At 47.2% G+C, this 23,906-nt stretch carries 17 protein-coding genes, 2 pseudogenes and 1 riboswitch; of the genes and pseudogenes, 14 read left to right on the top strand and 5 right to left on the bottom strand.

Annotated features, from left to right (window positions below):
* Positions 1–136 precede the first annotated feature (136 nt).
* Positions 137–250: riboswitch (TPP riboswitch) on the bottom strand.
* A gap of 145 nt (positions 251–395) precedes the next feature.
* From E6W40_RS23070 to E6W40_RS23080, 3 genes are read left to right on the top strand one after another with little or no spacing between them, the layout of a single operon-like run.
* Positions 396–1,490, top strand: coding sequence for a GerAB/ArcD/ProY family transporter (locus tag E6W40_RS23070; protein WP_136607902.1), 1,095 nt, complete (start codon positions 396–398; stop codon positions 1,488–1,490).
* Complete coding sequence (locus E6W40_RS23075) at positions 1,487–2,926, top strand: spore germination protein (protein WP_136607903.1); 1,440 nt, start codon at positions 1,487–1,489, stop codon at positions 2,924–2,926. Before E6W40_RS23070 ends, E6W40_RS23075 begins: the two co-directional genes overlap by 4 nt.
* 8 nt (positions 2,927–2,934) lie before the next feature.
* Positions 2,935–4,071, top strand: a complete 1,137-nt coding sequence (locus E6W40_RS23080) for a Ger(x)C family spore germination protein (RefSeq protein WP_168929016.1) — start codon at positions 2,935–2,937, stop codon at positions 4,069–4,071.
* A 95-nt stretch (positions 4,072–4,166) separates the two neighbouring features.
* On the opposite strand, the gene E6W40_RS23085 is transcribed toward E6W40_RS23080, so the two are convergent.
* The gene (locus E6W40_RS23085) at positions 4,167–5,405 is read right to left on the bottom strand and encodes an MFS transporter (RefSeq protein ID WP_136607905.1); all 1,239 of its coding nucleotides are present in this window, start codon (positions 5,403–5,405) and stop codon (positions 4,167–4,169) included.
* A 181-nt stretch (positions 5,406–5,586) separates the two neighbouring features.
* Here E6W40_RS23085 and E6W40_RS23090 point away from each other — a divergent pair, with 181 nt between their 5' ends.
* The 3 genes from E6W40_RS23090 (at position 5,587) to E6W40_RS23100 (ending at position 9,725) form a co-directional block, all read left to right on the top strand.
* Positions 5,587–6,006 carry a pyridoxamine 5'-phosphate oxidase family protein gene (locus tag E6W40_RS23090; protein WP_168929017.1) on the top strand — a complete coding sequence of 140 codons (420 nt, stop codon included), beginning with the start codon at positions 5,587–5,589 and terminating at the stop codon, positions 6,004–6,006.
* A 243-nt stretch (positions 6,007–6,249) separates the two neighbouring features.
* On the top strand, positions 6,250–8,514 hold the full coding sequence (locus E6W40_RS23095; RefSeq protein WP_136607906.1) for a bifunctional 2',3'-cyclic-nucleotide 2'-phosphodiesterase/3'-nucleotidase: 2,265 nt from the start codon (positions 6,250–6,252) through the stop codon (positions 8,512–8,514).
* A gap of 173 nt (positions 8,515–8,687) precedes the next feature.
* The gene (locus E6W40_RS23100; protein ID WP_136607907.1) at positions 8,688–9,725 is read left to right on the top strand and encodes an EAL domain-containing protein; all 1,038 of its coding nucleotides are present in this window, start codon (positions 8,688–8,690) and stop codon (positions 9,723–9,725) included.
* 68 nt (positions 9,726–9,793) lie between these two features.
* Here E6W40_RS23100 and E6W40_RS23105 read toward each other — a convergent pair whose 3' ends face one another.
* From E6W40_RS23105 to E6W40_RS23120, 4 genes are all read right to left on the bottom strand, one after another.
* On the bottom strand, positions 9,794–10,042 hold the full coding sequence (locus tag E6W40_RS23105) for a hypothetical protein (RefSeq protein WP_136607908.1): 249 nt from the start codon (positions 10,040–10,042) through the stop codon (positions 9,794–9,796).
* Positions 10,043–10,317: 275 nt separating this feature from the next.
* Positions 10,318–12,621 (bottom strand): glycoside hydrolase family 65 protein, encoded by a 2,304-nt coding sequence (locus tag E6W40_RS23110; protein ID WP_136607909.1) that lies wholly within the window; start codon positions 12,619–12,621, stop codon positions 10,318–10,320.
* A 240-nt stretch (positions 12,622–12,861) separates the two neighbouring features.
* On the bottom strand, positions 12,862–13,533 hold the full coding sequence (gene pgmB / locus E6W40_RS23115; RefSeq protein ID WP_136607910.1) for a beta-phosphoglucomutase: 672 nt from the start codon (positions 13,531–13,533) through the stop codon (positions 12,862–12,864).
* A 295-nt stretch (positions 13,534–13,828) separates the two neighbouring features.
* On the bottom strand, positions 13,829–14,866 hold the full coding sequence (locus E6W40_RS23120; protein WP_136607911.1) for a LacI family DNA-binding transcriptional regulator: 1,038 nt from the start codon (positions 14,864–14,866) through the stop codon (positions 13,829–13,831).
* Positions 14,867–15,226: 360 nt separating this feature from the next.
* Here E6W40_RS23120 and E6W40_RS23125 point away from each other — a divergent pair, with 360 nt between their 5' ends.
* The 8 genes and pseudogenes from E6W40_RS23125 (at position 15,227) to E6W40_RS23155 (ending at position 23,494) form a co-directional block, all read left to right on the top strand.
* Complete coding sequence (locus tag E6W40_RS23125; protein WP_246073141.1) at positions 15,227–16,987, top strand: alpha-amylase family glycosyl hydrolase; 1,761 nt, start codon at positions 15,227–15,229, stop codon at positions 16,985–16,987.
* Positions 16,988–17,266: 279 nt separating this feature from the next.
* Entirely contained in the window at positions 17,267–18,589 is a 1,323-nt protein-coding gene (locus tag E6W40_RS23130; protein ID WP_136607912.1) for a sugar ABC transporter substrate-binding protein, read from the top strand.
* Positions 18,590–18,754: 165 nt separating this feature from the next.
* The gene (locus E6W40_RS23135) at positions 18,755–20,056 is read left to right on the top strand and encodes a carbohydrate ABC transporter permease (RefSeq protein ID WP_136607913.1); all 1,302 of its coding nucleotides are present in this window, start codon (positions 18,755–18,757) and stop codon (positions 20,054–20,056) included.
* Positions 20,053–20,898 carry a sugar ABC transporter permease gene (locus E6W40_RS23140; RefSeq protein ID WP_136607914.1) on the top strand — a complete coding sequence of 282 codons (846 nt, stop codon included), beginning with the start codon at positions 20,053–20,055 and terminating at the stop codon, positions 20,896–20,898. The genes E6W40_RS23135 and E6W40_RS23140 overlap by 4 nt, the downstream gene beginning before the upstream one ends.
* Positions 20,899–21,064: 166 nt before the next feature.
* Positions 21,065–21,571, top strand: coding sequence for a GNAT family N-acetyltransferase (locus E6W40_RS23145; RefSeq protein ID WP_136607915.1), 507 nt, complete (start codon positions 21,065–21,067; stop codon positions 21,569–21,571).
* 44 nt (positions 21,572–21,615) lie between these two features.
* Positions 21,616–22,042, top strand: a pseudogene (locus tag E6W40_RS30545) (response regulator); the annotation flags it as partial.
* A 116-nt stretch (positions 22,043–22,158) separates the two neighbouring features.
* Positions 22,159–22,359 (top strand): annotated as a pseudogene (locus tag E6W40_RS30550) (response regulator transcription factor); the annotation flags it as partial.
* A gap of 22 nt (positions 22,360–22,381) precedes the next feature.
* Complete coding sequence (locus tag E6W40_RS23155; RefSeq protein ID WP_136607917.1) at positions 22,382–23,494, top strand: sensor histidine kinase; 1,113 nt, start codon at positions 22,382–22,384, stop codon at positions 23,492–23,494.
* Positions 23,495–23,906: the final 412 nt, after the last annotated feature.

A 23,906-nucleotide genomic window follows, 5' to 3' on the forward strand; every position in this document is an offset into this window, starting at 1 on the left:
TGCAGCAGAATCGTTTCCTTCCATATCTGAGAGTTGAATAAGAGAATCATGACAGCCTATGTCTTCCGATGACTCTATCATTCAACAAAAAAGCGCCCCGTATACGGGACGCTTAGGGCGCAAGATGGGCATGGCGAAGCGCCATGACGATGCTTTTCCTACGCTGGCATTACCCAGATCAGGTTTAAGGGTCAGTATCTTGAAGGGATACAATCTCAGCCGGCCAATTCCAGCACCCCGGATTCTTATGAAGTTACGGGTATATCAATGTGTATTATAGTCTTAACTCTGCAGGAATTCAATCCATTCCCGCTAAGGCCCTAAAAGAAGGCGTATAAATCTTCAGGTAAATGCCATTATAAGGATGGAGGAGAGGCCCTGGTCTATTTAGGAGGATGAGGAAAATAAAAGCACCCATATCATTTGCGCAATCCGTCATGATCATTATGCTCAGTACAGGCCTTCTGAATCATGTTATTATCATTCCTATTATGCTGGATGCAGCTAAACGGGACGCTTGGATTTCCGTGCTTCTGGCTAGTGCATGTGCGCTGGTCTGGATTTTTATCCTGCATATCAGCAGTGCCAAAACCAATAAGCAGCATCTGTTTGAATGGCTTTCGAAAGCTTACCACCCCATAGTAGGCCGCATGTTTGCAGGTATCACGGGCGTATATCTATTTGCCATATGTACGCTTACAACCAGGGACACCGTGTACTGGATCCATCTGACCTTCTCTCCGGAGACGCCCATTGTGGTATTCACCTTCTTGTTCCTTTTGATTTCTGCGACAAACGCTTATTTGGGTATCCATTCCTTGGCCCATACCGCAGGCATCCTGCTGCCCTTTGTGGTTGTGCTGGGTTTTTTTGTAATGCTGTCGAACACGCCTCACAAGGATTATTCCTTATTACGGCCGATGATGGAACACGGCATTCAGCCGGTTTGGAACGGGGCCGTATATGCAGGAGCCGGTTTTGCTGAGGTCATCATGCTTCTGTTTTTGCAGCATCACATCAAGTCGCGCCTGACATATCTATCCTATATGATCATGATTCTGCTTCTCTTGGGTCTCACGATGGGTCCGATTATCGGCTCGATTGTTGAATTTGGTGCGGATGAAGCCGATAAGCTCCGCTTTCCTGCGTATGAGGAATGGAGATTGCTGATGATTGGCCGCTACATCGAGCATTTGGATTTTTTCAGCGTGTACCAATGGTTCAGCGGTGCATTTCTGCGAATTTCCCTGGCCATGTTTCTCATTCTCGATATATTTCAAATTAAAAGTAAAAGGGGGAAGATATGGATACTTGGCTGCATTTTTTTGGCCGTCGCCGTGTTCTCAACCATCCCTTTTAGCGATAAATTCTTCCTAAAGATGATGTCTTTTTACGTGCTTCCGTTTTCTTTATGGGGAGTGCTGATATTTTCAGTGATTATTGCCGGGCTGGCGAGTTTGGCCCACCGAAAGGGGAAGGTGACGTCTTGAAGGAGCATGATCAAAAGGAAAACCAAACACTTGAAGAAACGGCTTTACGGCTATTCGGTTCAAGCGCGGACATTCAGAGAAGGACAATCGCCTTGTCGAATTCGGACTATACCGTACACTTGGTTTATTGCGAGGGACTATGCAATGTCAATAAAGTGGAGCAATACATCATACCCGAATTAAAAAATATTCCGGAGGATATATTCCAAACAAGTGAAATGAATCTGGAACAAAAAATTCCATTTCACATGAATACCCTTCAAACGGATCAGGTGGAAGCATCGATGAGAGAAACCGTGCTGAATGGTGATCTCCTGCTGATCTTTAAGCCCTCGAATCAATTCTACTCCGTGACCTTGGCCGATCCGCCCAAACGGACGCCGGAGGAACCGAATACGGAAGTGTCGACAAGGGGACCCAGAGATGGCTTCACGGAAGATACATTTACCAATATTGCTTTGATTCGGAAAAGGATCAAAACCGAGTTACTGGCGGTTGAAGAATTCACGATTGGGTCCCAGACGGCTACGAAAGTTCATCTGTTATACCTAAAAGACACGGTTCAGCAGCATGTTCTCGATGAGATTAAGGCCAAGCTGTCTCGTGTACAAATCAAAGGGCTCGTCAGCAGTACCCAGCTGGAAGAAAGTTTGATGGGTTTCTCCTTTTTTCCGCGGATGTCTTACACGGGAAGGCCGGACTATGCCGTCAATTCGCTGCTCCACGGCAAGTTTATACTGGTGATGGGCGGCTCACCGACAGTGATTATAGGACCGGCGACTTTTAATTTTCTGCTCAATACATCGGAGGATGCCCATAACGTTAATATCTTTGTTGCATTCACGAGGCTTTTAAGGATATGCGGAGTGCTGCTCTCCATATTTCTGCCTGGGTTTTGGACGGCAATCACGACGTTCCACCAAGACCAGATTCCTTTTACATTACTTGCAACCATAGTGAATTCCAGACAAGGCGTGCCTCTACCGGCTCCTTTGGAAGCAGTGGTCAGTCTCCTTTTGTTCGAGATATTCCGGGAGGCGGGAATGAGATTGCCCTCTTCGTTCGGACAGACTCTTTCGGTTGTGGGCGGGTTAATTATCGGTCAAGCAGCCATCAGTGCCGGCATTGCTGCTCCCGGCACGATTGTGGTTACAGCGATTTCTGTACTCGCCACATTTACGCTCGTGAACCAGCCTCTGGTCAGCGTTGTCAGCTTGGTTCGTATTGCCGTGCTCTTAATCTGCGGAATTCTAGGTCTGTTTGGTACGTTAATAAGTCTGCTGGCTCTGGTCCTCTTTTTGGTTAATCTGCGTTCTTTCGGCACCTACTATCTGTCTCCAGTATCTCCGCCGCGCTTTAAGGACATATATAAAGTTTTTTTCAGAATGCCGTGGGGCAAGGGGAAATTCACCGACAACTCGGAAAATAAAGGATGAGAATGAGCATGAAAATAATCCGATGCATTCTTGTCACCGCGCTTTTCTCCACGCTGCTGACGGGCTGCTGGGGTGCAAGGGAAATCGAGCATATGATTTACGTAAATACACTCGGAGTTGACTATGTAAAAGACAAAGTCGTGGTTTATATCCAAATGGTTAACTTCAGCGGCATTGCCAAGAAAGAGTCGGGGCAGACCCAGGCGCAGAAGACATCCGTAGGGAGAGCGGAGGGAGATTCGTTTGATACCGCGATCTTCAATCTGTACAATTCAAGCCCGCAAAGGATTGTCTGGAGCAATGTGAAAACGATTGTATTTAGCGAGGCGGCCTTGAAGGGCGGCTTAATTACACAGGTTTTGGAAGTATGGGACCGGTATTATGAATTTCGTTATACGGTTTGGACCATGGCGACCAAGGAACCTATCGAAGAAGTACTCAATACGGCATCAATCAGTGATTTATCCGTGATCTACTCGCAGCTTAATAGCCCAATGCATACGTATGAACAGAACTCAATCATCGCTCCGATGTATCTGTATAACTTTATAAGGAAGTGGAAAGAGAAAGGCGAGACGGTGCTGTTGCCTTATCTGGATATTAAGTCAGGCTGGTACGATAACAAAAAACCTTCTCCTAACATCAGCATGACCGGAGTCTGTTTTTTGGATAATCAGCAATACCGGGGCTGCCTGGAGGGCAATGATATATTAGGGCTTCGATGGCTGGAGAAAAGGACGAAAAGGACGCCCTTGGTGATCAAGGAAGAAAAGAAAGTAAAGGCATTGATGGTCATGAATAAGCTTAAAACCTCCGTACATCCAAAGCTGAAACAGGGCAAGCCCGCGTTCGACATCAAAGTATCCATGCAGGCCACGCTCCCGCAATTGAGCACCAGCCTTCATAAGAGACAGCTTGAACTGCAGGCTACTAAGGAAATTAAAGATGAAATTATGAAGACTTACTTGAAGGGCTTGGATATGAACGTGGATGCTTATGGGCTATCGGCAAAATTCTTTCGCAGTATGCCGAAGGAGTGGCATAAGCTGAACACCAAGGAAAAAATAGCCTTGGATCCAAGCAGTATCGATAACATTGATATTAAGGTGAATCTGATCAGTGGTGGAATATCCAAGATGAGGTAAGGGTTGCATAGTGAAGAAGGCGTCCCGGATCCGGGACGCTTTAAAGTGTAAGATGGATGGCTTGCAGTTACGAATTGGTGATTTAGTTATTTTGGCTACGAGCCAGCCTGAATCACTTGCTGCTCTTTATATGCGCGCTGTTTGCGCTGGATCTGGAATGCCGCAAAGCTTAGAGCAACCATGAAAAGCGTGAAGACCGCCAGCAGCCAGGCCGTTTGGTTTACTTGGAGATGATCCATGCACCAGCCGATAACCAGTGGAAGCAGCGCACCACCCACCCCTCCGGAAGCAATGAGGATGCTCGGCGTAGATTCCTCGCTTCCCGCAAGCATTTTACTCGCAAAGACAAGAGCGATGGAGAAAATGCCGGACATGAACAGACCAAGCAGCAAAATAACGGTAAAGGCTGACCAGACGCTTGAGGTAAGAGGGAAGATGGCCAGCAGGACCAGCGTCACCGCGCAGCTGAAAAATACGTATACCCGGTAATGAATGCGTTCAGCGACTGTACCTGCGAAAATCCGTCCCACAGACATGGCGATCCAGAAACAGGTGACGCTGAGCGCCGCTCCGGCTTCCTTCATACCAAGCTTCTCAATCAATATGGCAGGCATAAAGTTGGCAAGACTCATCTCAGTCCCGACATAAATAAAGAAGAACAGCATGAACATCAGCAGAATCCATAGGGATTTACCCTGATAGGGAAAAGGCTTCTTGGGTTCACTAATGACCTCGGTGTTTGAACCGCTGATGGATGCTGTCAGCTGCTTCATGCCGAGCTCGGCATCAATGGTTTCACCAAAGGAGCTTTTGGTCCAGAAGAAAAAGGTGACAAGTGAAAACAAAGAAATGACGAGAAAGGAAAAACGCCACCAGCCCTGCGTAATTAATCCGCTTGCGATGAGCGGCATGAGCATGGCTCCCACACCGAAAAAGACTTCAAGACGGCTCATGGCCACCGCCGTTTTTTCCTTAATGGCTGCAATAATAATCGTTCCGATCACTGCCTCAATCATGCCGAAGCCAAAACCGGCGCATGCGGCTATAGGGTACAACCACCCCCACGGTGGCAGGAGCATGTAAGCAAGCTCGGCTGCGCAAAGCAGGGAAACCGCAATCAGCAAACCGCCTCTTTTGCCGAATCGTTTATTAAGTAAAGGAGAGACAAGCACCCCTGCCAGAAAACCGGCAAACTGGGTGAAAATAAGCGTCCCGCCTTCGCTGTATTCACGGCCGTAATGCTCGAGAAGTACAGGAAGTACTGAACCGAGCACGACATGGGCCAGACCAATCAGAAAGTAGGATAAACATCCTATCCATAATAACCGTTTCATGATGAGCTCCTTCTTATAGTATTTATGACAAACGTTTTCTCATCCTCATCATACCAAGCCATATCTCCTGCGTCACCGATTCTTGTAAAATTCTCCTGAACGGTTCATCCAAATTCGGAAAGGGTACACTACATATACGTGCATGAAAGCTATTTATCAATGGATAGGAGAATGATAGCGAATGGAAGCTAAAATTGAAATGGAACAAAATATTGCGAAAATTATGGATCATAATGAATTCTGCTCCTTTGCCACCGTTGAAGGCAATCGGCCAAAGCAGCGCTATATGGCGCTCTATAATCAGGGGTTGAGCATACATATGGTGACCGACCGCAAAACCCATAAGGTGGAGGAGCTTGAGGAAAATCCGCATGTTTCCCTGCTTCTCGGATATGAGAAGGGCGGTACCAAGGATGTCGTGGAAATCGAAGGCGTCTGCAGTATTTCGGATAACGATGAACTTCGCAAGCAGATCTGGAAACCGGAGTTCAAAATGACATTTTCAGGCCCCGAGGACCCGGACTATGTCATTCTCAAGATCAAGCCGGTGCGGATTGAATACACATCAGACAACGGGGAAAAACATGAGTGGATTGAGTAGAAAAGCCATTTGTGCTAGTGTTTTCGAACTAAAAGCCAGTATGTAAAATCTTGTATAATACCTGGGACAGGGTCCCAGGTATTATTTTTTTACAAATGGGTGTTTTTGTCTTTATTTTGGGATGGAATCGATATAAACTACTATTGGACCATAGAAGGATTTAACCGGTGGTTATTTTAGAGAACGGTTACAAAACGGTCCGTGCATTGTACTTTTGAGGTACATATATTTAGGAGGGGTAAAATGTCGAAGTCCCGTAAAAAAGTTGTAAAAAGTATTGCCGCCGCCGCCGTTGCATTCAACGTATTGGCGCTCCCGTTTTCTGCGTACGCAGACGGTAGTACAGGCTCCAAAGTAAAGCTCCGTTTGATGGAAACATCGGATCTGCATGTGAATATGGTCAACTATGATTACTATGCAGACAAGCCAACGGACGAATACGGCTTTGCCAAAACAGCCAGCCTGATCAATGCAGCGCGTAAAGAAGCAAAAAACAGCCTGCTGTTCGACAACGGTGATCTTCTTCAGGGCAATCCGCTCGGAGATTACGTGGCTAAAGTAAACCCGCTCAAGCCGGGCGAAACTCATCCGGTATATAAAGCGATGGATTTAATGAGTTATGATGCGGGCGGCGTAGGGAACCATGAATTTAACTACGGACTCGATTTTCTGAAGCTGGCTGAAAAGGGAGCAAACTTTCCGATCGTTAACGCCAATATTTACAAAGACGACGGGGATAAAGATGACAGCAATGATGTGAACTATTTTACCCCTTATACCATACTGGACAAGAAAGTGATTGATGAGAACGGCAAGGAGCAAACCGTTAAGGTTGGCGTTATCGCATTTGCACCTCCTCAAATCATGCAGTGGGATAGTGCGAATCTTGAAGGCAAGGTTATCGCAAAAGACATCATCCAAACGGCTAAGAAATTCATCCCTCAGATGAAAAAAGAAGGAGCCGACGTGATCGTCGCGATTCCTCACTCCGGCTTTGAGGATATTCCGCAAACCGAGCTGATGGAAAACTCCGTTCTGTACCTGAGCCAGGTTGAAGGCATCGATGCGATCATGTTCGGACATGCCCATAAAACATTCCCAAGCGCTGAGTTCAAAGGCAAAAAAGGTGTGGATCTCGACAAGGGAACCATCAATGGCGTGCCATCTGTTGAACCTGGATATTGGGGTGACCACCTCGGCATTATCGATCTGGACCTCGAAATGGTAGACGGCAAATGGAAGGTAAGTGACTCCAAAACCGAAACCCGTGCCGTTTATGATGTAGCCACTAAAAAAGCACTGGTGGATGCGGATCAAGAGATCGTAGACGCCGTTAAAACAGAGCATGACGCAACCATCGATTACGTTCGCGGCCCTGTAGGCAAAACCACTGCACCCATTAACAGCTATTTCGCACTTGTGCAAGATGATCCGTCTATCCAAATCGTGACCAACGCGCAAAAATGGTATGTTGAAAAGAACCTGAAAGGTACTGAATACGAAAACCTTCCAGTTCTCTCTGCAGGAGCTCCATTTAAAGCAGGCGGACGCTCAGGCGCTTCATATTATACAAATATTCCGGCAGGAACAATCGCGATTAAGAATGTCTCTGACCTCTACGTGTATCCGAACACTGTACACGCTGTAGTCGTGACTGGCGAAGAAGTGAAAAACTGGCTCGAATGGTCCGCTGGACAGTTCAACCAGATCGATCCTTCCAAAACAACGGAACAACCGCTTATCAATAATGATTTCCCAACATACAACTATGATGTTATTGATGGCGTGACGTACCAAATCGATGTGACACAGCCAGTAAAATATGATCTTAAAGGTAGCTTGGTAAACGCCGATGCCAACCGTATCAAAAACCTGCAGTACAATGGCAAGCCAATCGATCTGAAGCAAAAATTTGTTGTGGCAACAAACAACTACCGTGCTTCGTCCTCCAAATTGGCCAATCCGGATGGCAAGCGCATTATCATGGCAGCTCCGGACGAAAACCGTCAGGTTATTATTGACTACATCCGCGAAAACGAAACGATCAATCCTTCCGCGGACAACAACTGGTCGTTTGCTCAGGTCGACAAGAAGCTGGATGTAACATTCACTTCCTCTCCGGATGCAAAGGATTTGGTAGCGAAAAGCAAGAATATGTCGTATGTTGGTGCCGCTGAAAATGGTTTTGCCAAATACGGCCTGGATCTGTCCGTAAGCGCAGCAGCTCCTTCCACAGAGCCAACAACGACTCCGGCAGAGCCAGAGAAGCCACAAACTCCTTCGGTTCCTACGGTTCCGGCAAAGCCATCCGAGCCGACAACCAAGCCTGAGCCTAAACCTGAACCGACCAAACCGTCTACAAACGGCAAGGTTTATGTGATCAAGAAGGGCGACAATCTCTACCGCATCGGACTTCAGTTCGGCGTGGATTGGAAAAAAATTGCAAAGGCAAATGGAATCAACAATGTCCGTGGCCTTAAAATTGGACAACAAATTTTGATCCCTTAAGTCATATGTGACATATGTTATAGCCAAAGAACAAGGCCGACGGTTAAGGTTAACCGTCGGCCTTGTTTTGTTAAAATATTGTTTAAAATTAACAAAACCTCACACACAAATTGAGGGCGCCGTGCTATAATCAAATCAACAATTTTCGGCAAAATATGCCAAGGAGGAACTACATGAACTGCAGCGGATGCGCCCCCATACAACCTGTAGAAGATCAAGGAAGGGTCCGATTCAAGCCTAGACATCATCTGGTATCTGCAGTCATCCATGAAAAACAACTTGCATCGGAAACAGGCGTTGAGGATATCATTGTATTTTACGATACGAAGGATGAACTTCTTGAACTGATGCATAGCCTGTACATACTTCCGGCAGATATCGTGGAGGCAACGTCCATTTCCATTACAGGCCGGGGGCGGGATGAAAGCAGCAGTCCTTGGATTTCACTCGCCCAGATGAGGGCGAGAATGAATCATTATAACGTGGTGGACATTATTCAACAGGGGCAATTTTCAAGCCATATGCAGCCCATTGTCGATATTTCGGAGAAAATAGTCGGCTTCGAGTTCCTGCTGCGTCCTGCGCCAAACGGTATTCATTTTCAACCGTACCAATTGTTTGAAATCGCCAGGGAAACCGGGATGCACTCCTTCCTGGACCGGGCAGCCCGAATTTCGGCGATCGAGACCAGCGCGGAGTGGCTGCCGAAGGGCATCAAACGCTTTATTAATTTCTTGCCATCATCCATATATAATCCTGAATATTGCCTGAGTCATACCTTTAAAACCATTGACCGGTTGCACCTGGATCCTGAAGACTTTGTGTTTGAAGTGGTGGAAACGGAAAAAATCGTTAACATGGATCACCTCCTCCAAATTTTCAAGGCGTATCGCGATCATGGGATGAAGGTGGCACTGGATGATGTGGGATCCGGCTACTCGACGATGGAAGTGATGTCGATGTTGAAACCGGATTATGTGAAGATTGACCGCAGCTTGATCGACTGCTGTGATCAGGACGCTGCCAAAAGAGATCAAATCCTGAATATCATTGACCGGGCTGAAAAGTTTGGCGGCCACGTGCTTGCTGAAGGCATTGAACGCCGGGAGGAGTTTGAATTTTGCCGTAATTCTGGCATTCAGCTTGCCCAAGGCTATTTGTTCGGCAAACCCTCCGACCGTCCTCCATTTGATGCACAGCGGGCCGTGTAACAACTACATATGGAAAAATGAAAACCGTAGTCCTGTGAGGGGCTACGGTTTTTGGTTTAGGGATTTGTCTATATCACACCAATCATTCCCAGAAAGGAAATGAAGAATAATATAGCAGTGATAAGATAAGGAATCCGTTTGTTTTCTTCTTTGTTCTTCCAATGGCGGATGGAAAAAAAGACATAAAAGATAGAGGCGCATAATGGAACGTATCTCCAACGACCGATGATTAAGAGGACAATCATGGCGATCACCGCACCCATCCAAACGACTCTAAACCACATCGGTTCGTCTCGGTACATAGTTAGAAATTTCATTGAAATCACCCTGCGTTGTATTTTACATATCCATACATATACATATTCTATCCATGAGTAACGAATACCTTTATTATACATTCTGGTTGTTGGTTCAGAACCCGGTTTTATACAATACAGTCGGGGTAAAATACCCCAAAGGAAAACCTGCAATATAAGAGCGGCACAAGCGTTTAAGCTTGTGCCGCTCTTTCTTTACCACAACGCGTAAAAGAGAAGACGGACCGTACAATGCGGTCCGTCTCTTGTGAAGTACATCGTTAGAAGTCTCTATCTTAGTGTGCGACTTTTACGTTGCCCATACCGCCGACCGTATAATCTTTGCCATACACGTTGATATCGGCAGGCACTTCGGATTCGTTGGCCACAATCACATCATGTTCGCCAACCGTTACCTTGAGGCGCGAGCCGCGGAACATCACTTTGAAAGAGAAGGACTTCCAGTGTCCCGGGTTAAACGGGTTCAGCTGCAGAACGCCATCCTTGACCTTCAGGCCGCCGAAGCCGTGAACTACGGACATCCACGTACCGGCCATACTGGTCGTATGACATCCATCCTCGGTATCATTGTTGTAATTATCCAGATCAAGGCGCGAGGTACGCAGGTACATTTCATAAGCCTTCTCCTTGTAACCGAGCTCACACGCCATAATGGAGTGTACACAAGGGGAGAGGGAGGACTCATGTACCGTCAGCGGCTCGTAGAAGTCGAAATTGAGCTTTTTCGTGGCCAGATCATAGCGGTCGCCCAGGAAGAAGAGACCCTGCAGGACATCAGCCTGTTTGATGTAGGCAGAGCGCAAAATCCGGTCCCAGGACCAGTTTTGGTTCAGTGGCAGATGCTTGGGATCGAGATCCTTTACAGGCGTTAGATCTTTATCCAGGAAGCCGTCCTGCTGCAGGAAGACTTCACGTTCAGGATCGTAAGGGTAGTACATTTTATCAATAATCTCATGCCATTTCTCTGTTTCATCTGTGGTCAAATGCAGCTTCTCCACGAGCTCATTATAGCGGGAAGGTTCATTTTCGCGCAGGTAATCCAGCACTTCCAGTGTATATTCCATGGTCCACGAGGCGATGCGGTTCGTATACCAGTTGTTATTGACGTTATTTTCGTATTCGTTCGGACCTGTCACGCCGAGCATCACATATTGATCCTTGGCTGGCACGTAGTTAACACGTTCCTCCCAGAATCGGGCATTTTCAGCGAGAACTTCCAGACCGTATTGGCCCAGATAATCGAAGTCCCCGGTATAATTCACATAGTTGTAAACCGCATAAGCGATGGCGCCGTTACGATGGATTTCCTCAAAGGTAATCTCCCATTCATTATGGCATTCCTCGCCGTTCATGGTAACCATCGGGTAGAGGGCTCCTTTGGTGAAACCAAGCTTGCGCGCGTTTTCCTTCGCTTTTTCCAAATGCTTGTAGCGGTAGATGAGCAGGTTGCGGGCGATGGAAGAGTCTGCTGTGCTCAGGTAGAACGGCAGGCAATAAGCTTCGGTATCCCAGTAGGTACTGCCGCCGTATTTTTCACCGGTAAAGCCCTTCGGTCCAATATTCAGACGGTCGTCCTCGCCGCTGTAGGTTTGGTTCAGCTGAAAAATGTTAAAGCGGATCGCCTGCTGCGCAGCCACATCGCCTTCAATCACGATATCGCTGTCGCGCCATTTGTCGGCCCATGCCTGAATCTGCTCTTTATGCAGTTCCTGAAATCCGGCCTCTACAGCGCTTTGAAGTGCACCGCGCGCGGCATCGACCAGCTGTCCAAAGCCAAAGTCGCGGGAAGTAACATTGGCCACATACTTATAAATAACGATCTGTTCGTTCTCTGCGGCTTGAATCTGTACGCGGGATCCCACGTATTTTTCTTTTTCAATTTGTTCAGCTTCAAAAGTCAGTGGTTCACCGTTTTTGCTGATTTCAAACTTCATTACCGAGGTGAGATGGAAGTCGAGCTTTTTGGTCTTTATGGTTAATGCCGCATCGTTTTCACCGAATTCCTTAGAGACCTCTGCCCAGAATTTTTCCTCGTAATTAGAGTCCTTATTTTGTACGTCACCATCCAGGTATGGAGTTACGGTAAGCGTTCCGCTGAAATTGAGCGGGGTAACGGCATAGCGGATCGCGCCGATTTCATGACGGGTCATGCTAACAAAGCGCAGTGATTCAACGCGAACTTCCTTGCCGCCCTCCAGTTCAGCGGTAAAGCTGCGGGAAAGCGTACCTTCCTTCATGTTCAGCACCCGCGAAAAATCTTTAACAGTACAGGTGGCGAGGTCCAGCGGTTGTCCGTCAATATCAATGTTGATACCGATCCAGTTGGTGCTGTTCAGCACTTTGGCAAAATACTCCGGATAGCCGTTCTTCCACCAGCCGACACGTGTTTTGTCGGGATAGTAAACGCCTGCCATATAGCTGCCTTGCAGCGATGGACCGCTGTAGGCTTCTTCAAAATTGGCGCGCTGGCCCATGTATCCATTTCCGATGCTGAAAATACTTTCAGAGATTTCATGCTGATGCAGCTGGAAATCCTCTTCGATGATGTTCCATTTATCGAGCTTTAAATATTGCTTCACAGTAACCGGCTCCTTTGAAAACATTGTAGGGTAGCTTATTTAGAAATAAACGAATCAATTTCATAACTCACTAAAACGATAATATTGAAACTATATATAGACCAATAAAACCGTTTGGATTTATATATAGCCTTGATTGAAGCGGCTGAAGGTATATGAAATTGATTCAACATGGTTGTATTCTGTATTTTGCGAAGACTTGATGTCATTTATTTTCGATTTCCAGGGAAATAACCCGAATTACTGAGCCGGGAAAATATCGTTCAGCCGGCTGATCGACATTTCCTGCAGGGAGGGAACGACTTCATCAGCGCGGCCAAGTGTAGCCTTGGAGCCTATTCCGATGCTGCGCATACCAGCGCGGATCGCTGCTTCAATGCCGGCTTCGGCATCCTCGAACACGATGCATTCGGAAGGGCTGACATTCAGCTCTTTCGCGCCCAGCAGGAATACTTCCGGATCAGGCTTGGCACTGGCCGTTTTCGTTCCGTCAATAATGGCATCGAAGTAAGGTACCATCTTGGTGTTGTTCAGGATGGTCAATGCGTTTTTGCTGGCTGAACCAAGAGCAACGAGAATGCCGGCTGCTTTCAGATCTTGTAAGAACGCTAGCGCACCCGGAAGAATCTCTGATTCATCCATATGCGATATATAATCTACGTACCATCCATTCTTTTTCTCGGCGAGCGAAATCTTCGTTTCGTCATCAAGCGAAACTCCGCCAATCTCAAGCAAAATATCGAGCGAAGCCATTCGGCTGACGCCCTTCAGGCGCTCGTTGTCATGCTCTGTAAAAGTAAAGCCAAGTTCCTCGGCGAGCCGTTTCCAGGCCAGAAAATGATACTTCGCAGTATCGACAAGTACGCCGTCCAGATCAAACAGACAAGCTCGAATCGGAGTATGAAGTGTCATGGAAGAAGTCCTCCTTGGTAGTTGTGCAAACGTTTGAACAATTTCTGAAAATAAATGAAGCACCAAAGATGCTTCACCTGTTCACGGATTTTACGAAATCCAGTCTGTGTATATTTTATAACATAATTCCCTATTTCTCGAGAATGATTCCTGAAATAAGGAAAGGTTCTTCTTCTGTGAAAATAACGTCAAACAGGCCCGGTCGTCAAGAGGAAATTTTTAAAAGGGTTCTACCAGGCGATAAAATGGTTGATCTATCTGACGTTTTTATAGTTGCTGGCAGGAATACCAGTAATCATGGCTTTTTAGGCGGCGAATATAACGATGATTCTCTGATAACCAGCCGATGCGGGATGATATGACGCTTTTGGAACTGTCTTTCCCCCTCATGCTGGATGGATTGAATCAATGCCTGCGAAGCGGTATATCCAAGATTATAAATGCCGATATCCATGCTGCTGACAGGAGGTGTCGATAATTCGGCAATCGAAAGATTGTTAAAGCTGACAATGCATAAATCCTCAGGAACCTTGTAGCCAAGCTCATACAATCCACGTAAAACGCCGAGGGATACAAGATCATCCACCACAACCAAGGCGGTTGGCCGCTCGGGAAGATTCATGAAAAAGGACATGGCACGGTAGCCGCTTTCCTGCAAAAATTCGCCTTCGACGATCCATTCCTTGCGCTTCTCAAGTCCGGCTTCCTCCAGCGCGGTGACATAACCTTTCATGCGGTCACGCGATACAATATGGTTCGGCGGACCGCTGACAAAGCCGATGCGCTGATGGCCGAGCGAGATCAGGTGCTTAGTGGCATCGTAGGCGGCCTGGACGTTGTCATTATCCACGGACAGAATGTCTGGGAATTTCTCGCTCCGTCCGACCAGGACGAACGGAAACTGGTTATTTTTCAAAAATTCAACAACCTGATCATCCTTGCGGGAGTACAGCAGTATGGCTCCATCGACCCGTTTTCCCTTCAGAAGGCGTGATACCGCTTCAATTTCCTCCTGCTCGCTGCCGCCGGAACTAATCAGTACATCGTATCCCGAGCGATTGGCCTGGGTGACGATCCCGCGGATCAGCTCCATGAAGAACATATTCAGAAACAGCTCTTCAGCGGGCTTCGGCAGGATCACGCAAATGCTTTCCGTGGTCCGCGAGACAAGGCTTTTGGCCATAATGTTCGGATGATATCCGAGCTCCTCCATCACATCCCGTACTCTCTGGGATGTTTCACGGCTGATTCTGGTGTTATTCGACAGCACACGGGACACGGTGGAGGGGGAAACGCCCGCTTTTTTGGCGACATCTTTTATCGTTACAGACATTATTACCTCCCTGTGGAACCGTTTGCGTTCTTAATTTCATAGGAACGCCAGTTCCCCTGATTGTGCTATTTTACACTTGATATCTTAATCCAAATCCCTGGGGCTTGTAAATATGGTTCCTCATGTCCCCAGTGATATTCACAGAAAATAGCAACAAAGTGCGGATTTTGAGGCATAAGCATGAGCTTAACCGGCTAAAACCCGAGTAAAGGGAAAATAAGGGCATAAATTTGTTTTGGAACCGGCCATTCAACGGATGAAAATGTAAATATCAAGAAAAAGTGGTTGCGCAAACGTTTTTGTACAGCGTATTCTGCGTAATAAGGAACATCATAAAGCGCTCTAACCAAGGAGGATGGCATGAATCCAAAGTTAAAAAAACCGAAGTTTAAAGAATCACATGCGAAGGCATTCAAGCGTTTTGGAACAGGTATGACAGCAGCGATGTTGGCGGGCTCACTGCTTGCCGGCTGCAGCAGCGGGGAGAAAACAGCCGTGCCTTTAGAACAGCAAACGGGTCAGGATACAGGTGTGAAGCAGACGGAGCCATCAGACAAATCACAGGTGAAAGGGGCATCCGCTTCCGAGAACGGAAAAGGGACGCAAGCCGCAATTCATGAGCAGTCCTCGACCGTGTATTACGAGGTATTCGTCCGGTCTTTTTATGATTCAAATGGAGACGGGATCGGCGATCTCAAGGGATTGACGGAGAAGCTGGACTATCTCAATGACGGCAATCCGGATACCCATGATGATTTGGGAGTAGGCGGAATCTGGCTGATGCCGGTCAATCCGTCGCCAAGCTATCATGGCTATGGTATTACCGATTACCGGAATATTAATCCCGATTACGGAACGCTGGAGGACATGAAAAAGCTGGTGGAGGAAGCGCATAAGCGTGGAATCAAGGTCATTATGGACCTTGTTGTCAATCATACCAGTGTGAAGCATCCATGGTTTCTTGAGGCCAGCAAAGACAAAAACAGCAAATACCGCGATTGGTACGTATGGGCAGAGGACCAGGGAATCAGTCCATCGGGTACGAGCGCAGCCGGCAGCGGCAATCCGTGGTTTGAACGCGGCGGTACGCATTATCTCGGGACGTTCTGGGAAGGTATGCCTGATCTCAATTTCGATAATCCGGAAGTCCGCAAGGAAATTGAAAACATCGGCCAGTTCTGGTTGAAGCTTGGCATTGACGGTTTTCGGGTGGATGGAGCCAAGCATATTTACGAGAACCTGCAAAGCGATCGCGGTACGGCAACCACAGCCAAAAACACCGCATGGTGGCAGGAATTCCGCAGCAGCATGGATAGCGTGAACAAGGAAGCCTATATGGTCGGTGAGATATGGGAGAAGTCAGCAGCGGTTGTCGCCCCATATTTGGACGGCGCGTTCAATTCTGCCTTTGACTTTAACCTCGCGGACAGCATAATCAGTGCGGTCAAGCAGGAGAAGGATAATAATCTTGGCTTTACGCTGGAACGAACCAACCAGTTCTACATGGACAAATCCCAAAATCAATTCGTTGATGCCGTCTTTTTGTCCAATCATGATCAGGACCGGGTGATGAGCCAGCTCGGTAAGGATACAAACCACGCCAAAATGGCGGCGGCACTGCTGCTCACGCTTCCAGGGAACCCGTTTATCTATTACGGTGAGGAAATTGGCATGCAGGGCGTAAAGCCCGATGAGCATATCCGCGAACCATTTGCCTGGACGAAGAGTGGCGGGGAAAAGGGACAGACCACCTGGGAAAACCGGGCCGTCAGCGGTGCGGATCAAGCAACTTCCAATGTGGAGATCCAAACAAGGCAAGCGGATTCACTATTGTCCGCGTACCGGAACCTGATCCATTGGCGAAATGAGCTGCCTGCACTTCGGGATGGAGATTTGAAAAGCGTGGATACGAAAAATCCGGCAATCGTTTCTTTTGTGCGCAGAAGTGCACAACAAACTGTGCTTGTTTTGCACAACCTGTCAGGTCAACCACAGGATATTCCGTTGGATTCAGCAGACCTGTCCTCTTTCGGGAAAATAATCAGAAACAGCAGCAGCACCGCGTCAATGCACAAAAATACTGTAATCCTTCCAGCTTATTCCACAGTCGTTTTACAATAATACAAGATGAAATTAACAGGAATCATGTGATATTTGGAGATATTCCTAGATAATAACCGTAGAATGGGCATATATGGCTTAAAATACACTGTGCAAACGTTTTTACAAAATATTACGCATTGTGTATGATAAACGCATGATTAAAGCGCTTACCTGACAAATTATTCATGAGATATGGTCTAAATACATACAAAAGAGATCAGTCATCCTTTTTGTGAAATCGTTTGCGCTGTAATCGGATGCGTACAAGTTTATATCTTGGAGAGGGGTTATTTTGAAATGAAAATAAAACAGGTTATGGCACTGGCTGCAACGCTGACCATGGCATTCTCAATTACAGCATGCGGCAGCTCAAGTAAGACTGCAGAGGAGCCGGCAACGTCCGGCACCAATACAGATACAACAGCGCCTGCTACGGATAACAAGGATGAATCCACAACCACTGAGGCTTTGAAGCCTGAGGATGGAGCTTCGATCGTTGTTTGGGAAAGTAAAGACGAGAGAGCGTACACGGACGAGATCGCAAAACAATTCACTGCAAAATATAACGTGCCTGTCAAAATCGAAGAAGTAGCACCGACGGACCAAGTTACGAAGCTGTCCCAGGACGGACCTTCGGGCCTTGCTGCTGACGTTGTCATTTTCCCGCATGATAACCTGGGCAGAGCCGTGGAAGCAGGACTTTTGCTTGCAAACGATACATTTAAAGATGAAACGACCAAGAACAATACTGAGGCTTCCATTCAAGGCGTAACTTATGACGGTACGCTGTATGGATATCCAAGAGCGGCTGAAACCTATGCCCTGTACTACAATAAGTCCATTGTAAAAGAAGCTCCAAAATCGTTTGAAGACGTCATCGCCTTCGGTAAAACATTTACGGATAACGCGAAGAAAAAATACGCCATCATGTGGGAAACGGGCAATATGTACTTCAACTATCCGTTCATCGCAACGACCGGCGGATACATTTTCGGCAAGAACGGCACCGACAAAGACGATATCGGCATCAACAACGAAGGCGCTTTGGAAAGCTTGAAAGTATACCAGGAACTGAAATCCATTCTGCCTGTGAAGAGCGGCGACATCAATCCGGATATCAAACGCAGTTTGTTTAACTCCGGCGACGTAGCCATGGATATCAACGGACCATGGGAGCTTGGCGGCTATAAGAAAGCCCTCGGTGATAATCTGGGCATCGCTCCGATTCCGTCTATCGGAGGCAAAACGGCTATTTCTTTCTCCGGCATCAAAGCTTGGTATGTAAACTCGTTTACGAAGTATCCAAACGCATCCCAATTATTCGCTGAATTTGCATCGACCAAAGATGCTCAATTGCTGCTGAACGAAAAAGTCGGCTCCATCCCTACGAACAATGAAGCTCTGGAAGCCGACCAAATCAAAAACGATCCATATGTATCCGCATTTGCAGAGCAAGCCAAAAACTCTCAGCCAATGCCTTCCATTCCTGAAATGGGCAACGTATGGAGCCCTGTGAACGCAGCTCTTCCAGAAATTTGGGATAACAACATGGATCCAAAAACAGCCATGGATAAGGCTGCACAGCAAATCAAAGATTTGAACAACGGCGCCACCAAGTAATCAATGCAATGGTTTGAAAATAATGATGAACCCACCCGCCGCTCGGTGAGCGGCGGGTGATTCACCTTAGAAGGCGTTTGGGCTGCAAGGGATATGCAGTAAAGACGGTTTTCCTACGTAGCGTTGAGTTCGTTTTTCTTAGAATTCGGGGAGGGGAGAGGGCTGATGCAAAGGCACCGCAGTAAGGCAACGATACTGTCGATTTTAAGCATGGGACTGGGACAAATATATAACCGCCAGTTCATCAAGGGCGTCATTTTCCTGCTTGTCGAGGCTTGGGGGATTTTTTATTTCAGCGGAAATTTAGGCAGATCTTTATGGGGGATCGTCACACTCGGAGATGCACCCCGGAGACTGGTCAAAGGCAAGTGGCTTGATGGGGACCACTCCATTTTTATTTTGGTCCAAAGCTTGATTACGCTTTTATTTTTTGTTTTGTTTATCATCTTGTACATCATGAATGTCCGGGATGCCTACAAAACGGCGCAAAACCGGGAAAAAGGCATAAAGCCTAACAGCTTTAAGCAGTCGGTCCGGTACATTATGGACTATAAATTCGCGCAGTCTTTTCTGAGCCTGCCTGCGATCGGTATTTTGTTTTTTACGATCATGCCGATCATTTTTATGATCATGCTGGCATTTACGAACTATTCGGCACCGAATCATATTCCTCCGGCTAAACTCGTCGATTGGGTAGGATTTCAGACTTTCCGGGATCTGTTAACCCTCAAGACGTGGAGCCATACCTTTTTCGGCGTTCTGAGCTGGACTATTATCTGGGCAATTCTGTCCACATTTACCACCTATTTGGGCGGCCTGCTCGTGGCGCTTTTGATTAACCAGCAGGGCATCAAATTCAAGGGGCTGTGGCGGACGATTCTGGTTATTCCTTATGCAATCCCGCAGCTGATCTCGCTGCTTGTCATGAGAAACATGTTTAACGGCCAGTTCGGCCCGATCAACCAATATCTCGGATATTTGGGGTTAGGCGGCCTGCCATGGCTAACAGACCCATTTTGGGCTAAAGTCACCGTCATTGTCGTCAACATGTGGGTTGGTATTCCGGTTTCCATGATTTTGATCATGGGGGTACTGACGACGATTCCGAAGGATATGTACGAAGCGGCAGATATCGACGGCGCAAGCGGGTATCAAAAGTTCCGCATCGTGACGCTGCCGATGATACTGTTCTCGACGGCGCCTACATTGATCATGCAGTTTGCAGGCAATATCAACAACTTCGGCGCCATTTATCTGTTAACGAACGGGAATCCCGTCGTCGGGGACTACCAATATGCGGGTGCGACGGATCTGCTCGTAACCTGGCTGTATAAACTGACGCTGGATCAGAATAAATACAATATGGCTTCCGCCGTCGGCATCATTATATTCCTGATCATTGCTACGTTCTCTATCTATAACTATCGCCGGACCAAGTCATTTAAAGAGGAGGATATGATCCAATGAGCGGACGTAAAGTGAAAAAAGGCTTCCGTTTGGGGCTGAGCTATATCATTTTAATCATCATGTCGGTAGTTGCGATCTATCCTGCGCTCTGGGTGCTCCTGGGATCATTCCGGTCCGGTAAATCGTTGTACAGCAAAACCCTGATTCCAGAGAGTTTAACGCTGGATCATTACCGGGAATTGTTTCATTCCAAAAGCATTTTGTTTGGCCAATGGTATATGAATACCCTGAAAATCGCCATATTGTCCATGATTATCGGTGTACTGCTCACCCTGTTGACCAGTTATGCGGTTTCACGTTTCCGCTTCCGCGGACGCAAAACGGCATTGTCGACGGTTTTGATCCTCGGAATGTTCCCGGGATTCATGAGCATGATCGCCATCTACCTTTTACTTAAGGAATGGCATTTGCTCGATACACATCTGGCGCTCATTATTGTATATGCAGCCGGTGCTCCTCTCGGAGGGACATTTATCGCCAAAGGGTTTTTGGACACCATTCCGCGCACGCTGGACGAGGCAGCCAAAATCGACGGAGCGAGCAACTGGATGATTTTCACGCGGATTATCCTGCCGCTGTCGAAGCCGATGATTACTTATTTGGCGCTGACGCAGTTCGTTGGACCTTGGGTTGATTATATTTTTGCGAGGCTCGTACTGCGGACGAAGGAAAACTGGACGCTTGCGGTCGGCTTGTATGATATGGTTGCCTCGAATCAGAATACGAACTTCCCGGCGTTTGCCGCAGGGTCTGTTCTTATTGCAATTCCAATCACCATCCTGTTTATTTTCCTGCAACGTTTGCTTGTAGACGGATTAACATCGGGTGCCAGCAAAGGCTAAACTGCACATATGACAACAAGGTAAAAAGGTACAGCTGCTGTATTACATGCACGCTGTACCTTTTTTTTGGCTGAAACAAGGAGGAGCTATTTTAGTGAAATCCAGCTTTAGGTTACAATAGTTTCCATAAAGAGTCTAAGGGGTTCTTGTACAGGGGGAAAGGTTTATGAAGGCTATATATGATACCGGACGCATCATACTGCGTGCATTTGAGGATACAGATGCGGAAGCCGCCAAGAAGTTCTGGGGAGACGAAGAAGTCATGCGCTACTGCCTTGGCGCTGCCCCGCATGATAAGCTGCCTTTGATCTTAAAGGCGTACCGCGAATGTCATGAAGCAAAGGGCTTATCCGTTTACGCCGTTGTGGAGAAAGAAACGGAAACGGTCATGGGTGCCTGCGGCTTTAATGTATCTGGGGAAATTCAAGAGGTCGAACTTATCTATCATTTTGCCAAGTCCAGCTGGGGAAAGGGATATGCGACCGAAGCGGCGAAGGCCTGCCTGGAAATTGCCAGAGGAAATAGCGGCGTGAAACGCATTCATGCCTCTGTTGATCCGAATAACCTGGATTCTTACAAGATTCTTGAGAAAATCGGTTTCGTATATGCAGGCAAGGAGTGGTTCGAGGATACAGCGCAAGAAGAATCGGTCTATGAAATGAGACTGGGATGATTGAATTCCCCCCTTCCAATAAAATACATCCTTCGGTTACAATAATGACCACAAGGGGGTGTATGATGAAAATTCGTGTATTGATTGCTGATGACAATTCATTCATCCGGGAAGGGATGAAGATTATTCTGAATACATTCGGGGAATTTGAAGTGCTTGCTACGGTTGGTGATGGCCAGGAGGCTGTAGATTACTGCCGTTCGCATGAAGTGGATGTCGCTCTGCTGGATGTGCGGATGCCGAATATGAACGGTGTAGAAGCCACGAGGCTGATCAACGAGCAGACAGCAACCAAGCCGCTTATTCTGACCACGTTCGAAGATGATGAATATATTCTGGATGCCATCCGCTTCGGTGCGAAGGGATATCTGCTAAAGAACAACGATCCGGAGCGGATCCGCGATGCGATTAAGAGTGTACATAACGGTCACAGCGTCCTCCAGGACGTAGTGCTGGATAAGCTGAAATCCCAGATGCTTGGCGGCCAGGAGCCTAAAGTTGGCAATTGTCCCAGCCTGTCTGCTGCCGAAGGAAAACAAAAACAGGGCGATCATCCGGAGAAGGATGGCTCCCATGCCGCGAGTCCTTTCGACCGCAGTCAATTTACGGAGCGGGAATTGGGTGTCATGTCCCTGATTGCGCAGGGGCTGTCCAACAAGGAAATCTCAAAGGAATTGTTTATTTCCGAAGGGACAACCGCCAATTATATCACGTCCATATTGAATAAAACGGCACTTTCGCACCGGACGCAGATCGCGATCTATTATCTGACGGGTAAAATCCGTTAGGACGGAAAGGTCGTGATTGCAAATGGAGCTATGGACTACCGGCACAAAGATCATATTGCTCATATATATCGTTATTATTACGTATTTTGGTTCTGATCAATCGGGTAGATGGTTAATCTTATTCTTTTTAATCTATATTGCCCTAAACCTGGTGCAGCATATTGTGAAGGATCCGCGGCTGAAGCAAGGTGTGCTTTTGCTTATTATTGCGTATGTTTTGGGCTGCGCATGGTATGAAGAGCCTAACTTTATCCTTTTACTCCCGCTAAATATGTATGAGATTGCTTCATTCCATATCCGGAATAAATATCCGGCCCTGCTGGCGGCGGCTCTACTGCCCGCCCTGTTCCTGCGAGACCTTTTGCTGACGAACTATGCGTTTATTGCGTTGCTCAGTTTCTTGAATTACACACTGATCCGGCGGTATATGGACAAGGTGGACCGACAGGATGCGGCGATCGACAGGATGCGGCATGATCTGCAGCGGCTGACAAAAAAGCAGAATGATAACTATGAATTTGCCCGCACCTCGGAATATATGGTGAAGCTGGAGGAGCGCAACCGCCTTGCGCAGGAAATCCATGACGGTCTCGGACATGCAATGACGGGAGCGCTGATTCAGATGGAAGCCGCCAAACGGCTTCTTGATAACGATCCTGCCACCGCTAGCGTGCTCCTTCAAAATGCGATTGGCATATCCAAAGAAGGTATTGAGGAAATCCGGTTGACGCTGAAAAACAATAAGCCTCTGGTGGAGCAGCTCGGACTGACGCGCCTGAAAGCAGCGGTGGAGTCCTTCGGAAATCAGGCGAATTTGCATACGAGTGTGGTCCATCATGGGGATATGAAGATCATTACCCCGCTGCAGTGGAAGATCATCCATGAAAATGTAACCGAGTGCCTGACAAATGCCGCGAAATACGCTTCAGCCACCACGGTTCATGTGGAGGTCAGGGTCCTGAACCGCTTTATACAAGCTGTGGTATCCGATAACGGCCGGGGGACGGAGAAAATTGTAAAAGGGCTTGGCCTTCTTGGCATGGAAGAACGGACCGCATCGGTGAATGGCACGGTGATTGCGGACGGGGCCTCGGGTTTTACCGTAACGACATTGATTCCCTATGGCCGGAGATGAAGAATATCATAGGCTTTTTATACAAACCGCCCTGCTGACCGGTATGGAAATATGAAAATTCTCATATGAAAGGATGAACTTATGCACTGACATAAGGGCATCCTTTTTTCTTATGATATAAGCATGATACAGCAACAAAGAGATTACATCCTTATATCCAAAGAATATCCACCACTAGAAGCGGTCTGGCATCTGTGAGGCTACATCGATAAAGAGATTCTTATGATATAAGCATGAACAGCAACAAAGAGATTACATCCTTATATCCAAAGAATATCCACCACTAGAAGCGGTCTGGCATCTGTGAGGCTGCATCGATAAAGAGATTCTTATGATATAAGCATGAAATGACCACAGAGCAACCGCATCCTTATATCCAAAGAAAATCCACATCTAAAAGCGGTCTGGCATT

Origin of the sequence: Paenibacillus dokdonensis, from assembly GCF_004916975.1 — a bacterium.
Lineage (GTDB): Bacteria > Bacillota > Bacilli > Paenibacillales > Paenibacillaceae > Paenibacillus_AQ > Paenibacillus_AQ dokdonensis.

What these genes read in the sequence shown, in the direction of transcription:
- E6W40_RS23090 (WP_168929017.1), top strand. Translation starts at nt 5,587, where the DNA reads ATGGAAGCTAAAATTGAAATGGAACAAAATATTGCGAAAATTATGGAT.
- E6W40_RS23145 (WP_136607915.1), top strand. Translation starts at nt 21,065, where the DNA reads ATGAAGGCTATATATGATACCGGACGCATCATACTGCGTGCATTTGAG.
- E6W40_RS23085 (WP_136607905.1), bottom strand. Translation starts at nt 5,405, where the DNA reads ATGAAACGGTTATTATGGATAGGATGTTTATCCTACTTTCTGATTGGT.
- E6W40_RS23080 (WP_168929016.1), top strand. Translation starts at nt 2,935, where the DNA reads ATGAAAATAATCCGATGCATTCTTGTCACCGCGCTTTTCTCCACGCTG.
- E6W40_RS23070 (WP_136607902.1), top strand. Translation starts at nt 396, where the DNA reads ATGAGGAAAATAAAAGCACCCATATCATTTGCGCAATCCGTCATGATC.
- E6W40_RS23105 (WP_136607908.1), bottom strand. Translation starts at nt 10,042, where the DNA reads ATGAAATTTCTAACTATGTACCGAGACGAACCGATGTGGTTTAGAGTC.
- E6W40_RS23140 (WP_136607914.1), top strand. Translation starts at nt 20,053, where the DNA reads ATGAGCGGACGTAAAGTGAAAAAAGGCTTCCGTTTGGGGCTGAGCTAT.
- E6W40_RS23095 (WP_136607906.1), top strand. Translation starts at nt 6,250, where the DNA reads ATGTCGAAGTCCCGTAAAAAAGTTGTAAAAAGTATTGCCGCCGCCGCC.
- E6W40_RS23125 (WP_246073141.1), top strand. Translation starts at nt 15,227, where the DNA reads ATGAATCCAAAGTTAAAAAAACCGAAGTTTAAAGAATCACATGCGAAG.
- E6W40_RS23120 (WP_136607911.1), bottom strand. Translation starts at nt 14,866, where the DNA reads ATGTCTGTAACGATAAAAGATGTCGCCAAAAAAGCGGGCGTTTCCCCC.
- pgmB (WP_136607910.1), bottom strand. Translation starts at nt 13,533, where the DNA reads ATGACACTTCATACTCCGATTCGAGCTTGTCTGTTTGATCTGGACGGC.
- E6W40_RS23135 (WP_136607913.1), top strand. Translation starts at nt 18,755, where the DNA reads ATGCAAAGGCACCGCAGTAAGGCAACGATACTGTCGATTTTAAGCATG.
- E6W40_RS23130 (WP_136607912.1), top strand. Translation starts at nt 17,267, where the DNA reads ATGAAAATAAAACAGGTTATGGCACTGGCTGCAACGCTGACCATGGCA.
- E6W40_RS23155 (WP_136607917.1), top strand. Translation starts at nt 22,382, where the DNA reads ATGGAGCTATGGACTACCGGCACAAAGATCATATTGCTCATATATATC.
- E6W40_RS23100 (WP_136607907.1), top strand. Translation starts at nt 8,688, where the DNA reads ATGAACTGCAGCGGATGCGCCCCCATACAACCTGTAGAAGATCAAGGA.